Source organism: Actinomycetota bacterium (assembly GCA_030776725.1).
Classification (GTDB): Bacteria; Actinomycetota; Nitriliruptoria; order Nitriliruptorales; family JAHWKO01; genus JAHWKW01.
On the sequence record JALYHG010000205.1, the window covers coordinates 1 to 13,854 of the forward strand.

Consider the following 13,854-nt stretch of genomic DNA (forward strand, 5'->3'; position numbering starts at 1 on the left):
ACGGACCAGCTCCACCGCGTCACGCTTGAACTCGTCCGAGAACTCCCGTCTCGATCTCTTATTCCTGTGCTGTCCCATGCGGACATCCTCTCATCCGAGGTGTCCGGCTGCAGGGGGGAGGTCCAGAGAGGTACACAGACTTGCACTAGCGGTGCGGCGGCCTGCGGCCGCGGCTGCGCCCGGCTTCGCCAGCCGCTCGTACGTGGCCCCGGCGATCAGCCGAACGCGCGCTCGTCGTCGCGCACGTTGCTGAGGAGGTCGGGGTCGAGGTCGGCGTCGCCGTGCAGGACGCTGACGTCCCCGGTCTGCTCGAGCACGACGGCGCGGAGCTGGTCGTAGTTGAGGACGTTGGCCTCGCGCAGCTTCGAGCGCAGGTCGTCTGCGGTGACCCGTGCCTGGCGCAGGTTGTCGTCGAGCATCTCACGCCCGACCATGAGCAGCAGCGGGCGGTTGTCGATCACGCGGCTGAGGCTGCCGCGTCGGCGCGCCGCGCGACCAGCGCCTGGAACCCGTAGAGCGTGGCGAGCCCGATCACGCCGTTGGCGAGCGTCGCGCTCGGCAAGATGGCCACGCTGGCGAGGACCGACCCGAAGGCCACCGTGATCGCGAAGTCGAAGCTGGACATCTTCGAGAAGCTGCGAAGCCGGCCAGCCGGGTCGCGGCGATCACCGCGAGCACGATGGCGAGCGTGGACACCACCACCAGCCCGGCCTCGAGCCAGGACGTGCTCAACCACTTCTCGATCATGGGTCTCCCGGCAGCAGCCGCAGGTGGCATCGTGCCAGCCCGCCGCCGCCTGACCAAACGGTCGTCGAGCCGAGCCCTGGACGCCTGCTGCGGGTTCTGAGTCCATGACGCGGCCAGGGTCAGGCTGCGGGGGCGGGGTGGTCGTCGCGCGGGCGGGCGGGGGATGCTCCAGCTCGCCGGCGCGGATGCGACGCATGGCCTCCTTGCGGTCGTGCCCGGCGAGGTGGTTCCTCGAGGCCGCGGTGCTGAGAAGCCCCCAATCCGTCGCTCACGAGGCGCCTGTCGGCCGCGAACGGCCGTGCGTCTTCGCCAAGTTCTATCGAACTTGCGGTGGCCGCTACCGCGGCCAAACCTTCAACCAGCACCGCGGCCCAACCTTCACCCAGGAGCTGCGCGTGTGCTTACAGCCACCGCCCCACCCCCATGGCCACCGCGCTCATCTGGAGGCGCCCAGAGGCGGGTCCAAGTCGCGTCTGGGCGTTCAAGCGCACCATGGTGGAGCCGCGCACCTCGAGCCCTCTGCTGTCATGACTGGGGAGGCCACAGCCGCCGCCTTCCGCTAAAGGCTTGCATCTATCAGCCGTCGCCCTTGCCCGGCAGCCGCTTTGCCGCGCTTGCCACCGCCTGCGGGTTGATGCGCCTGCCCCGGCCGCTGGAGCCCCGGCCGATCACGCTGGGAGTGGTGGCCGACGCCGCCGCCGTCGGCGGGTTGGCTCTACGGCCCTGATGCCTGTCGCGGGGAGACCACGACCACCTGGGACCGCTCTGCTGACCCCTCCCGCTGTGACCCGTCCTGGTGCGCGGACTGCGGGCGGCTGGAGTCCCACGGTGATCACGAGCGCTACCGTGGTTACTGGCCTTCGACCCGCCACCCTTCTGTCGCGTCTGCGGCTCCCGTCTCGACGTCCAGGTCCTCCCCACGGGCTGCCGGGCCTGCTGTCGCCGCTGCCGCCGTCGGTCGAAGCCTTAGCGACGAATATGTCGCCGAAGGCTGCAGGCAATTCCGCCCTACTCGGACCTGGGCTTTCGCACGAACCTCATGTAGGCCCATAGGAGGCTGGTCAGAGTGGACGCCACACTGAGGGCCTTCCGGACTCGCCGAGATGTCGCCTGTTCCACTACCTGCTCCTCGCCAAGGGGGCCCGACTGACCGCCGCCCCGCTGAGCCTAGCTCACCGGGCTGATGATCAGGCGGTGCAGGTGTGTCCGTGTGGGGCTCCACGATCGTCGTCTTCCGCCGCTACGCACGGCAACCCGCGCGCCGCCCGCCTCCTTCCAGATGCGGTGCAGGGATGACGTGCCACGCTGTGAGCAGCGCGTCAACCACTCGCCGTAGGAGGTGTACTGGGTGCCGTTGGCGACGTGGAAGATGGTTCTCCGTCTTGTCCTACCGCGGGTGGTCAGTGGTGAGCGCATCGCGACCGGCTGGGTGTGGCAGGTCGTGCTCATCCAGTAGCCAGCCGGCGTGAGGCGGACTCAGACGCGGACTCGCCCCGCGTTGAGGGTGCGCTGAATGCGATGTCCGGGCTGGGGGTTTGCAGTAGAGACAGCGCCCGACCTGGGAGACGCCGTGGGGAACCCGCTACACCAGCTGCAGGCACTTGGCCAGAGCGTCTGGTACGACAACATCCGGCGTGCGCTACTGACCAGCGGTGAGCTGGAGCGCTACCGCCACGACTATGCGGTGTCGGGCGTGACGTCGAACCCGACGATCTTCGAGCGGGCGATCTCCGGCAGTGACGACTACGACGAGGATCTGCGGACGGCGATCGCCCGCGGTGTGGACGACGCGGAGGAGCTGTTTTGGGGGCTGGCCGTCGATGACATCCGCGAGGCCGCTGACGTCTTTCGGGAGGTCTTCGACCGCAGCGACGGCGCCGACGGGTACGTCTCGTTGGAGCTGCCACCGAGGTTGTCCCATGACACCGAGGGGTCGATCGAGCTCGGCGAGGAACTGTTCGGCCGGGTTGACCGCCCGAACGTCATGATCAAGGTTCCGGGCACCGCTGCGGGCGTGCCGGCCATCGAGGAGCTGATCTTCCGCGGTGTGAACGTGAACGTGACGTTGCTGTTCTCCGTCTCACAGTGGCGCGCCGTCGCGGAGTCCTACATGCGCGGGCTTGAGCATCGCCAGGCCCACGGCGACGACCTCGACGTCGCCTCGGTGGCATCGTTTTTCATCTCCCGGATCGACGGCAAGGCCAACGACCGGCTCCCGGACACCCTGCGCAACCGGCTGGGAATCACGAACGCCCAGCTCGCGTACTCCGCCTACCACATGTTGCTGGGCTCGCCGCGATGGGAGGCGCTCGCGGACGCCGAAGCGCGTCCGCAGCGGTTGCTGTGGGCCAGCACATCGACGAAGGATCCCAAACTCAGCGACACCTTCTACGTCGAGGCGTTGGTGGCACCGGGCACCGTCAACACGATGCCGGAAAGCACGCTGGTCGCCTTCGCCAAGCACGGCACGGTAGGCACGCCACTTTCCGCCGATGACACCGAGGCACGGGAGGTGGCGCAACGCGCCGAAGTGGCCGACGTGGATCTCGACGAGCTGGGCCGCGAACTCCAGGAGGAAGGCGACGAGAAGTTCGCCGACTCCTTCCGACAGCTGCTTGGGTGTATCGAGGACAAGGTCGAGGAACTCGAGCAGGTCTCGGGGCGCGCACCTCGCCTGGGACCGGTCAACGACGATGTTGCCAGTGTCGTCGAAGAGCTGGCGCAACGGGACGCGGTCCGGCGTCTTTGGGGCCGCGACCACACGCTGTGGCAACAGAATCCGACCGAGGTCGCCGACCGGCTGGGGTGGCTGACGAGCCCCGAGGAGATGGAGGAGCAGGCCGACGACCTGCGGTCCTTCGCAAAGGAGACGGTCGCAGACGGGCTGACGCACGCGCTCGTGCTGGGCATGGGCGGCACCAGCCTGTTCCCGATCGTGATCCGCGACAGCTTCCCGACCCGGCCGGAAGCGCTCGAGCTGCACGTACTCGACTGCGTCGACCCCGCAGCGGTCGCTCGGGTCGAGGATCGGCTGCCCCGCGGCTCGACGCTGGTGATCGCGTCGTCGCAGTCGGGGACGACGGCCGAGACGCGTCTGTTGCTCGAGTGGTTCTGGGACCGCTGGGGTGATCCGCAGCGCTTCGCGGTGATCACAGCCCCAGGGACGGAACTCGCCCACCTCGCCCGGGAGCGCGGCTTCCGGGCGGTGTTCGAGAACCGGCACGACATCGGTGGCCGGTACTCCGCGCTGTCGTACTTCGGTCTGGTCCCGGCTGCGCTCGCAGGAGCGGACGTCGCCGGGCTGCTGCGACGCGCCGGCCGGGTCGCAGCGGGCTGTGCGGGCTGCGTCGACCCGCGCGACAACCCGGCCGTGCAGCTGGGGGCGACACTGGCCGGGGCGGCACGGGCGGGACACGACAAGCTCACGGTCGTGGCCGGCGACCGGTTCGCATCGTTCGGCCTGTGGATCGAGCACCTGATCGCCGAGTCCACCGGCAAGCAGGGCACCGGGATCGTGCCGGTGGTCGGCGAACCGATCGCGACACCATCCGTCTACGGCGACGACCGGCTGTTCGTCGGCCTCGGCGCCGATCCTGACGTGCTGGCCGAGGTAGCCGACGCCGGGCACCCAGTCGTCGATCTGCCCATCGACGACCCCGTCGATCTGGGCGGTGAGGTGATGCGCTGGCAGATCGCGACCGCGCTAGCCGGCGCGACGCTGGGCATCAACCCCTTCGACCAGCCCGACGTGGGAGCGGCGAAGGACGCGGCACGCGCAGCGTTGGAGAACGGCGCGGCCGAGGTCGCGACCGAGCCGGTCGCCCCGCTGCTCGAGCAGCTGGCGCCCGGCGACTACCTGGCCATCCAGGCGTACGTCGATCCTGAGCATCCGGTCGTGGCTGACCTCGAGCGGGCCCGGATCGCCCTGCGCGATCGCCACCGTGTCGCCACCACGCTCGGCATCGGCCCGCGGTACCTGCACCGCACCGGGCAGCTGCACAAGGGCGGCCCCAACACCGGGGTCTTCGTCCAGGTGGTGGGCGACGACGAGAACGATCCCCAGATCCCCGGCCAGCCGTTCGGGTTCGCCGCCCTGAAACGGGCCCAGGCGGCAGGCGACCTGCAGGCGCTGCGCGACCGCGGTCGCCGCGCCGGGCGGGTCGATGTCGATGAGCTGCTGAACGTCGCGGACGGGTGAGGAGGCGAGGGTGAAATTGGGGGTGGTCGGTCTGGGCCGCATGGGCGCCAACATGGTGCGGCGGATGCAACGCGACGGGCACGAGCTCGTCGTCCACGACATCGACGAGCAGGCCGTCAAGGACCTCGAGAGCGAGGGGGCGACCGGCGCAACCTCGCTCCAGGATCTCGTCGCCACGCTCGATGCGCCCCGGGTCGTGTGGCTGATGGTGCCGGCAGGCTTCGTCGGCGCGACCGTCGAGGAGCTGTCGGAGCTCCTAGCGGCGGGGGATGTCATCGTCGACGGCGGCAACTCCTACTACCGCGACGACATCGATCGGGCGGAGCAACTCGAGTCCACGGGCATCCACTACGTCGACGTGGGGGTCAGCGGCGGCGTGTGGGGCCTGGAACGCGGCTACTCGCTGATGATCGGTGGCGACGTCGGCACCGTCGAGCGCCTCGACCCCGTGTTCCGTTCGCTGGCCCCCGGTGTCGAGGCGGCGTCTCGGACCGCGGGCCGGGCCGAGGAGCCTGCGCCGGTCGAACACGGCTACCTGCACTGCGGCCCCACCGGAGCAGGCCACTTCGTGAAGATGGTCCACAACGGCATCGAGTACGGCCTGATGGCCGCCTACGCAGAGGGTCTGGGGATCCTCCATCGAGCGGGCATCGGCCGCGAGGACCGCGGGGCCGACGCGGAGACCGCCCCGATCACCCATCCCCAGTACTACCGGTTCGACATCGACGTCGCGGACGTGGCCGAGGTGTGGCGCCGCGGCAGCGTGATCCAGTCCTGGCTGCTGGATCTCACCGCCGCAGCGCTCCGCCGCAGCGCTCCTCGACGACCCGGCATTGCAACAGTTCGCCGGTGGGGTCTCCGACTCCGGCGAGGGCCGCTGGACGGTGCAGGCGGCGGTCGACGAGGGCGTGCCCGCGCACGCCATCACCGCGGCGCTGTTCACGCGGTTCTCGTCGCGTGGCAACGCCGGGTTCGCCAACAAGGTGCTGTCGGCCATGCGCCAGCAGTTCGGCGGTCACGGCGAGAAGGACGACGGATGACCGACCGGTGCGACGCGTTGGTGTTGTTCGGCGCCACGGGCGATCTCGCCCGGAAGAAGATCTTCCCGGCGCTGCTCACGCTGGCCCAGCACGACAAGCTCCCGCAACGGGTCGTGGGGGTGGCCCGCGACGCGTGGGACGACGAGCGTCTGCGCAACCACGCCCGCCGATCGATCGACGAGTTCGCTCCGGCTCCGGTCGACGAGGACGCACTGGTCCGGGTCACCTCCGCACTGAGCTACGTCCACGGCGACTACACCGAGGCGCAGACCTACCGGCGGCTCCGCGACGCGCTCGTCGACCCGGTGCGACCGCTCATGTACCTCGCGATCCCGGCGAGCCTGTTCGAGACGGTGGTGCAGGGACTTGCGGACGTCGGCTTGAACGATCAGGGTCGCCTCGTCATCGAAAAGCCCTTCGGCCGCGATCTCGCGTCGGCGAAGCACCTCAACCGCTGCGTCCTGGAGGCCTTCCCGGAAGAGGCCGTCCACCGCATCGACCACTTCCTCGGCAAGGAGCAGGTCCTGGACCTGCTCGTGTTCCGGCTCGCGAACAGCTTCCTCGCCCCTGCCTGGAACCGGCACCACATCGACTCCGTGCAGATCACCATGGCCGAGGACTTCGGCGTCGAGGGGCGCGGAGGGTTCTACGACGAGACCGGCGCGCTACGCGACGTGTTCCAGAACCACCTCCTCCAGATCATCGCGCAAGTGGCCATGGAACCGCCGACCTCAGCGGACGCTCAGGCACTGCGCGACGAGAAGGTCAAGGTCCTGCGCTCGATGCCACCACTCGACCCCGCGAACGTCGTTCGGGGACAGTTCGTCGGCTACCGCGACCAGGACGGCGTCGCCGAAGGCTCCGACGTCGAGACCTTCGTCGCGCTCCGAGCCGCGATCGACTCGTGGCGCTGGGCGGGCGTGCCCTTCTACGTGCGGGCCGGCAAGCGGCTCCCGGTCACCGCCACCGACGTCCTCGTTGAGTTCAAGCAACCACCGCGGCTGTTCTTCGCCCGCGCCAACAGCCCCCCGCCACACCCCAACCACCTGCTGTTCCGCCTCGACCCGGGCGAGCGCGTCTCCATCACCGTCCAGATCAAAGAGCCCGGCGACCGGCTGGTCAGCCGGCCGGTCGACCTCACCTACCGCTACAGCGAGGAACGCGAAGGCGTCCGAGACAACGCCTACGCCCGTCTCCTCGACGACGCGATGACCGGCGACCAGCGGTTGTTCGCCCGCGCCGACGGGGTCGAGGAGGCCTGGCGGATCGTCGACCCGGCCCTCGACGACCCACCGCCGGTGCGCCACTACGAGGCCGGCACCTGGGGACCCAACGAGGCCGGCGAGCTCATCGCCGCGCACGGTGGCTGGCACTGTCCCGAGGTGACCGACGATGGCTGACCGCGTCCTCGCCGTCGATCTGGGCGGGACGCGGATGCGGGCCGCGATCGTGACCCCCGACGGCGAGATCCACGAACGGCGCGCCGACCCCACCCCTCGGGATGCCGAGTGTCCCGACGCCGTGCTGCGTCTGGCCGGCGACGTCATCGCGGCCGGAGCCGTCGGTCGGGCGGTCATCGGCGTCCCGGGCCGGGTCGACTACGCCGGCGGGCGGCTCGAGCACGCCCCGAACCTCCCACCCCACTGGCCCGGAGCGCTGGACGAGGCCCTGCTGGCCGACCGCCTGGGCATGCCCGTCACCATCGCCAACGATGCCGATCTCGCGACCGTGGGCGAGGCCTTCTTCGGCGCCGGCGTCGCCTTCGACGACGTCGCCTACATCACCGTCTCGACCGGCGTCGGCGCCGGGGTCGTGCTGGGCCGACGCCTCGTCGCCGGCCGACGGTCGGGCATCGAACTCGGCCACACCGTCGTGGACATCGGTGCGGCATCGAACGACCAGCCCGCGTCGGTGGAGGACCTCGCATCAGGGACGGCCCTCGAGCGCGCCGCAGCGGAGCGCGGACTCCCTGCCGACGGTGCCACCCTCGTCGACGCGGTCCTGCGAGGTGACGAGGCGGCACGAGCGGTCTGGAACCAGGTCGTCGCGGTGATCTCGACCGCTGTGACGAACGTCGCCTACCTCTTCACGCCCCAGATCATCATCCTCGGCGGTGGGGTCGGCAGCAACGGCGACCTGATCCTCGATCCGCTACGCACGCATCTCCGCGACGCGGGACCCCCCGATCTTCTAGAGCCGATCGAGCTCACCGTGGCCGCCACCGGCGACGACGCCGGTCTCGTCGGCGCTGCCGGTTGGGACACCGCGACCTGCCAGGAACATCGGTGAGCAGCGACTACGGCGACTACGCAGCACTGACCACGGCCAAGTCCGTGGTCGCGGTCCCGGTTGGGTCCAGCGGCTGGTGAAAGACCCCAAGACCGGTCTCTGCTCACCGTGAGGCTCGCTGCAGCGCTGCGGCGTCTGGCCGAGATCGAGCGGGCGACGCGCCCGGCCGGCCCCGAAGTCACGGCCGCGCTCGCTGCACGCTGGGAGCAGCTCCCTGCCGCGGTGCGCTCACCGTCGCAGATGCTGGGCCGCAAGTTCACCGGGTGCGAGGCCACCCACGGGGTCTTCCCTGCGTGCAACTTCGGCTGCCGGCCGTGTTACCTGCCCTCGAACTCCAACCGCGTGGCCCTCGACCCCGATCGCACGCTGGCTGAGGTCGAGCGACAGATGTCCTACCTGCGCCAGCATCGCGGGCCGGGGCAGTACGCGCAGCTCATCGGCGGCGAGGTTTCCCTGCTGCCGCCCGACGTGCACGCCGAGGCGCTGCAGGTGATGCGTCGCCACGGGCGCTTCCCGATGAGCTTCACACACGGCGACTTCGACTACGACTACCTCGAGCGACTAGCCGTTGGCCGCGACGGCACCCGGCGCTTCGACATCCTGTCGTTCGCCGTGCACATCGACACAACGATGTACGGTCGCCGCGCCGCTGCCCGCCCCTCGGGTGAAGGCCAGCTGCACCCGGAACGTCGCCGGGTCAAGGACATGTTCGAGCGCCTGCAACGCGAGCACGGGGTCCGCCACCACCTGGCGCACAACATGACGGTCACACCCGCCAACGTCGACGAGGTCGCCGACGTCGTCCGGGTGTGTCGCGACCTCGGGTACCGGATGTGCTCGTTCCAGCCCGCCGCCGAGGTCGGCGACCCGCGCCGATGGGACGGCTCCTACGCGGCGCTCACCGACGACCGCGTCTGGGCCGAGATCGAGCGCGGCGTCGGCCGGCGCCTGCCTCACCGTGCCCTGGAGGTCGGCGACCCACGCTGCAACCGCGTGACCTGGGGCCTGTGGTCAGCTGGCCGCTACGTGCCGGTGGCCGAGGACGATCACCCCGGCGACCTCGCGGCCCGGGACGCGTTCTTCCGGGTGCTGCCGGGCAACCTGCTGTTCGCGTCACCGCCACGGACGGTTGCGCGAGTGGCCCGTGCCCTGTTCGCCCACCCCCGCGACATCCCGGTCGCACTGCGGTGGGGCGCCAGGCTCGCACGCCGACTCGGCGCACGTGGCCTCGTGTCCGGCGTCCAGCCCGCGACCTACGTCATGCACAGCTTCATGGACGCAGACGACGTCCAGGCAGCCTGGCACCTGCTCCAACGTGACCAGGTGGCCAGCGATCCGCGGATCCGTGCGACACAGGAGCGCCTGTCCGCGTGCGCCTACGGCATGGCGCATCCCGACCGCGACGAGGTCGTCCCGGCCTGTGTGCAACACAGCGTGCTCGACGAGGTCGAGAACGCGCACCTGTTGCGACAGTTACCGCTGCTGACCTGACGGGCCCGAACCGGGTTCGTCTGTATCCGCTGAGCCGAGAGCCGCCGTCCCGCTCCCCGTCGCGCTCTGGGCGCCGCCACATCGACGGCGAGCTCGACCCGGTAACCGCCGAGAAGGTCTCCGTGCACCTCGACGCGTGCCTGCGTTGCGGCATGGCCGCCTCCACCTACCGGCGGGAACCCTCAAGCCGCGCATCGCCAGGTTGAGCGAGCAGTCAATGTTGACACGGTCGACGGTTGCGCGCGTTCGTGAACGAGCTCATCGCCCACGAAGCCGACCGCCACCCGGGACGGTCGTCGACCTGCGACCCGCGACCGGCCTAGCACGCTGAGCGGTCGCGGGCTGGGAGCAGCGTCCGGCGCGTGGAAGCACGCAGGAGACGAACGGGTTAGACCTGTGGAGAGATCGAGCCAGTCGATCGATGAGGCGCACGCTTGGAGGAGATCCTCCAACCACGCACGGACGGCGGTGTCGTCGCACAGGGCGCCATCCTCGCGCTCGTGTTCGCCCTGGTCCTCATCCGCGTTCACCACGACCGTGACGGGCGCCTGCTCGCCGCCGGCCTGGCGGTGTTCACCCTCGGCCTCTTCGCGCTTCGCGCAGCCCACTGACAAGGAGGAACCTCGTGACTGCCGCGCCGACCATCGGAGAACGCGCGCCTGAACTCGACCTGCCCACCATCGAGGGCCGCGCTTCCGTCTCGCGGACCACGCCGGCCGGCCGGTCATCGTCTCCTTCCTGCGCCACGCCGGTTGACTGATTTGCCGCGCGCATCTGGGCACGAGCGCCGCGACCGGCTCGCCGCCATCGACGCGGCGGCGTGTTCATCGGGTTCGACGATCCCGAACTCCTGCGCACGCACATGCTCGCGGAGGTCGACATCCCGTTCCCGTTCGCCGTGGACCGCGACCGGGTCGCCTACCGCGCCTGGGGCCTCCGCCGCGTGCCGTGGCGGACGGTGTGGCTCGACCCACGAGTGTGGTGGCGGTACCCGACTGCTGGTAGGTGGCGCGCGTCTGCGCTCCGCAGGGGAGACACGCTGCAGTTGGGCGGCGACTTCGTCGTCGCGCCGGACGGCGCGGTGGCGTACAGCCGGCCGCAGGTCCGCGACGACCGCCCGCCGGTGGGCGAACTGATCTCCGCGGCATCTGATGTCCGTTGATGGCCGCAGGAACGCGCGGGACCCGACACGCCAACCACGTCGTCGGCTGGGCGGCGCGACCCGCCTGCTCGCGGTCGTCGCCGCACTGTCCCTCGTCGCGGCGGCGTGCGCCCCATCCGGCCCGGCAGGTGCGGAGCGGGGCCCGCCGGACGTCTCCGATGCCCTGGCTGACGCTCAAGATCCGCAGGTTGCGCGGGTCGGCGACGCGCTCGGGACCGGCCTGCGACGCAACGACGACGGGCAGGTGGTCCTCGACCCTGGAGAACGGCGACGAGGTCATCGGCGACGAGATGCTCGTCGCGACCGGACGCCGGGCCCGCACGCAGAACATCGGGGTTCTCCGCCTTCGGAACCGCCAGCTGGCTCGCTGGTCTCGTCATCGGGCTGGTCCACGGGGCGATGGTCCGCCTCGTCGGGATGCCGATCATGGGATCGGTCCACCCGCGCATGAGGGCCAGCACCGAGCCCGGCGGGCGGAAGGTCGTCGAGTCCGCCGGCGACGTCGCGGTTGTCGCCCCGGGCGTGTTGGGGAAGAACTGGGGTGGGATGACTCCGGCCGGGATGCCGCAGGCACGGTCCTGGTCCCTGCCTCGTCAACACGGGAACCGGTAAGGCGCCGGCGCGCTTCCGCATGGGTAGTTGCGCTCGCTCAGCCGACGGGCGCGGCGCCCCAGTCGACGTGGCTGTGGGTCAGCAAAGGCCACCATCGACATCACACGTCAGATCGGCGGTCGCACGCTGGTCGCGGGTGGCGAGCCATCGAGCCAGGACCGGCTCGAGATCTTCGCGTGGTGCGTAGCCGCGGGTCACCACCTCGACCTGCTCACCAGCGCGCAGCAACAGCGTCGGGAACCCGGCCACCCCCAAGGAGCGTGCCTCCTCAAAGTCGGCCCACGTCCCACGCCGCGTCGCGTCGCTGCCCAGGATGCTGGCGAAACGCGCCTCGTCCATACCGAACTCGCCCGCGAGCGCAGGGAAGACCGACAGGTCGGTGATGTCGACGCCCTCGACGTAGAACGCGCGCTGGAGTCGCGCCATCCACCGCAAGGTCTTGTCGGGCCGCAGCCCGCGCATCGCGACGACGGCCATACAGGACGGCTCGGTGTCATACACCCAGTCGCCACGCTCCAGCGACGCGGTCGTGAACGGCTGGCCGGTCCGCTCGGCGACCTGCCGCCAGTAACGTCCCAGAGACACACGGGCCGCCGGGTCCATCGGCTGGGCGGCCCCTCCGGTGCGCAGGCCGCCGACGACGGTGCGCACCCGCACCCGGTAGCGCGCCTGGACCTCATCGAGGACCGGGGCGAACGCCCAGCACCAGCTACACATCGGGTCGCCGACGTAGATCAGCTCGGCGTCGTCGACGGTCGTGGCTCGCGACCCCGGCTCGGCCGCCTCTCGCTGCATGCCCTGGCCTCCCTGCTGCTTCGTCCCGGCAACCCGGCGTCCGGCCCCCGTGTTCCCCCGACGTGACTCCAGCGACGGGAGGAATGATCCCCACGGTCCGGGGTTCCCGGACCACGATGAGGAGATGGTGGACTCCCCGCACCAACCGCCGCCCGGCGGATTGCCGGCAGGTCGCACGTCTCGTCCAGCACCACATCGATGGGGAGTTGGACGAGCCGGCGGCGCGCGCCGTCGCGCAACATCTCAAGCTGGGCCTGCACTGCGGGTTGGACGCCTTGACGTACCGGGAGCTGAAGCGATACCTGTCCCGGCTGCACCACCCCGTGGGCGACGCCCTCGTCGAACGCCTAGGTCGGATCGCAACATGGGTTGCCCCAGCATGCCTGCCCCCGTGCGACACCTCCGGCGCTATCTCAGGCGGTCACGGTCTGTAGTGCTGGCAGGGCCTCCTTGTCGGTGATTGTTCACGAAGGTCAGCAGCGGCGCGCCGCGCCGCCGGCACACCTCGAACAGTTTCTGCGTCTGCGGTTCGACGCCCTTGGCGGCGTCGAGCACCATCACCGCCGCGTCCACCGCGGACAGCACCCGGTAGGTGTCCTCCGAGAAGTCGCGGTGCCCGGGCGTGTCCAGCAGGTTGAACGCCACTCCACGGTGGTCGAAGCGCACCACCGCCGAGCTGATCGAGATGCCACGCTGCTGCTCCAACGCCATCCAGTCCGACGTCGGCCGCTGGACCTTCCTTGACCGCACCGCCCCGGCCTGGTGGATCGCACCCGAGTACAGCAGGAACTTCTCCGTCAGGGTCGTCTTGCCCGCATCCGGGTGCGAGATGATCGCGAACGTGCGACGCTGCGCAGCCGCGCGTGCAGCATCCAGGACAGGGGGCGACGTGGCCGACGAGTCGCCTCAGCGCCCCGGGGTGGACCTGGGGTGGCTGGTCGTCTCCGACCGCAGTGACTCCACGAACGCTTCCGCCGCCTGAAGCTTGCCGCGCAGTTCCTCGCACTTCGCGGAAGCGGCGTCGGCGTACATCGCCAACCGATCCGTCGCCTGCGCCCGCTCATCGGCGTCCAGATCGTCGAACCACAACCGGCGGCGCACCTCGAGCAGGTCGCGCTCTCGTCGAGCGTGAAGCCCAGCGGCTTCATGCGTTTGATCAGCTCCAGTCGGGAGATGTCATCGTCGGTGAACGACACCCACCACGGTGTGGGACCACATGTCCGACGTCCCGGTCGGCCTGTGACCTGATCTGACCGCCGTCCGGACGCCGTCGTAGACAGCGGCCCGGTCAGCCACCGGCTGGGATGGGGTGGGCCGAGGTCACCCGCCGTCCCCCGCAGTCCCAACAGGCGTACGCGTCGCGACGGCCTGCTGGCGTGCGCTGCTCGCCGCGGCCCTTCTCCCACAACGGCTCGGGCGTGTAGCGCAGGTCAGACGAGCCGCACAGCCGGCAGCGCCGCTGCGGGTCGCGGACCCACTCGTTGCCGCAGGCGCCGCAGCGGATGGTTGTGACCTCCTCG

The 13,854-nt window shown here is 70.3% G+C and carries 11 protein-coding genes and 3 pseudogenes; 9 read left to right on the forward strand and 5 right to left on the reverse strand.

Annotation, left to right across the window (positions count from 1 at the left end; genetic code table 11):
• Nucleotides 1-215: 215 nt before the first annotated feature.
• Nucleotides 216-747 (reverse strand): annotated as a pseudogene (locus M3N57_10000) (DUF421 domain-containing protein).
• Here M3N57_10000 and M3N57_10005 point away from each other — a divergent pair.
• The 9 genes and pseudogenes from M3N57_10005 to M3N57_10045 all read left to right on the forward strand — a co-directional run bounded on the left by M3N57_10005 (nucleotide 689) and on the right by M3N57_10045 (nucleotide 11,539).
• Entirely contained in the window at nucleotides 689-847 is a 159-nt protein-coding gene (locus M3N57_10005) for a hypothetical protein (GenBank protein MDP9023003.1), read from the forward strand. The pseudogene M3N57_10000 and the gene M3N57_10005 sit on opposite strands and share 59 nt — an antisense overlap.
• 1,470 nt (nucleotides 848-2,317) lie before the next feature.
• On the forward strand, nucleotides 2,318-4,945 hold the full coding sequence (locus M3N57_10010) for a bifunctional transaldolase/phosoglucose isomerase (protein ID MDP9023004.1): 2,628 nt from the start codon (nucleotides 2,318-2,320) through the stop codon (nucleotides 4,943-4,945).
• 10 nt (nucleotides 4,946-4,955) lie between these two features.
• A pseudogene (gene gnd / locus M3N57_10015) lies at nucleotides 4,956-5,985 on the forward strand (decarboxylating 6-phosphogluconate dehydrogenase).
• Nucleotides 5,982-7,385 carry a glucose-6-phosphate dehydrogenase gene (gene zwf / locus M3N57_10020; protein ID MDP9023005.1) on the forward strand — a complete coding sequence of 468 codons (1,404 nt, stop codon included), beginning with the start codon at nucleotides 5,982-5,984 and terminating at the stop codon, nucleotides 7,383-7,385. The pseudogene gnd and the gene zwf overlap by 4 nt, the downstream one beginning before the upstream one ends.
• Nucleotides 7,378-8,274, forward strand: a complete 897-nt coding sequence (locus tag M3N57_10025; GenBank protein MDP9023006.1) for an ROK family protein — start codon at nucleotides 7,378-7,380, stop codon at nucleotides 8,272-8,274. The genes zwf and M3N57_10025 overlap by 8 nt, the downstream gene beginning before the upstream one ends.
• A 108-nt stretch (nucleotides 8,275-8,382) precedes the next feature.
• Complete coding sequence (locus tag M3N57_10030) at nucleotides 8,383-9,765, forward strand: radical SAM protein (GenBank protein ID MDP9023007.1); 1,383 nt, start codon at nucleotides 8,383-8,385, stop codon at nucleotides 9,763-9,765.
• A 434-nt stretch (nucleotides 9,766-10,199) separates the two neighbouring features.
• The gene (locus M3N57_10035; protein MDP9023008.1) at nucleotides 10,200-10,376 is read left to right on the forward strand and encodes a hypothetical protein; all 177 of its coding nucleotides are present in this window, start codon (nucleotides 10,200-10,202) and stop codon (nucleotides 10,374-10,376) included.
• Nucleotides 10,377-10,585: 209 nt separating this feature from the next.
• Complete coding sequence (locus M3N57_10040) at nucleotides 10,586-10,927, forward strand: hypothetical protein (GenBank protein MDP9023009.1); 342 nt, start codon at nucleotides 10,586-10,588, stop codon at nucleotides 10,925-10,927.
• 447 nt (nucleotides 10,928-11,374) lie between these two features.
• Nucleotides 11,375-11,539 (forward strand): hypothetical protein, encoded by a 165-nt coding sequence (locus M3N57_10045; protein MDP9023010.1) that lies wholly within the window; start codon nucleotides 11,375-11,377, stop codon nucleotides 11,537-11,539.
• Between the two features lie 78 nt (nucleotides 11,540-11,617).
• Here M3N57_10045 and M3N57_10050 read toward each other — a convergent pair whose 3' ends face one another.
• The 4 genes and pseudogenes from M3N57_10050 to M3N57_10065 all read right to left on the reverse strand — a co-directional run.
• Entirely contained in the window at nucleotides 11,618-12,334 is a 717-nt protein-coding gene (locus M3N57_10050; protein ID MDP9023011.1) for a DsbA family protein, read from the reverse strand.
• Nucleotides 12,335-12,796: 462 nt separating this feature from the next.
• Nucleotides 12,797-13,210 (reverse strand): annotated as a pseudogene (locus M3N57_10055) (GTP-binding protein).
• A 30-nt stretch (nucleotides 13,211-13,240) separates the two neighbouring features.
• The gene (locus tag M3N57_10060; protein ID MDP9023012.1) at nucleotides 13,241-13,423 is read right to left on the reverse strand and encodes a hypothetical protein; all 183 of its coding nucleotides are present in this window, start codon (nucleotides 13,421-13,423) and stop codon (nucleotides 13,241-13,243) included.
• Between the two features lie 199 nt (nucleotides 13,424-13,622).
• Nucleotides 13,623-13,854, reverse strand: a 232-nt coding sequence (locus M3N57_10065; GenBank protein MDP9023013.1) for a hypothetical protein, incomplete at its 5' end; no start/stop codon positions are given.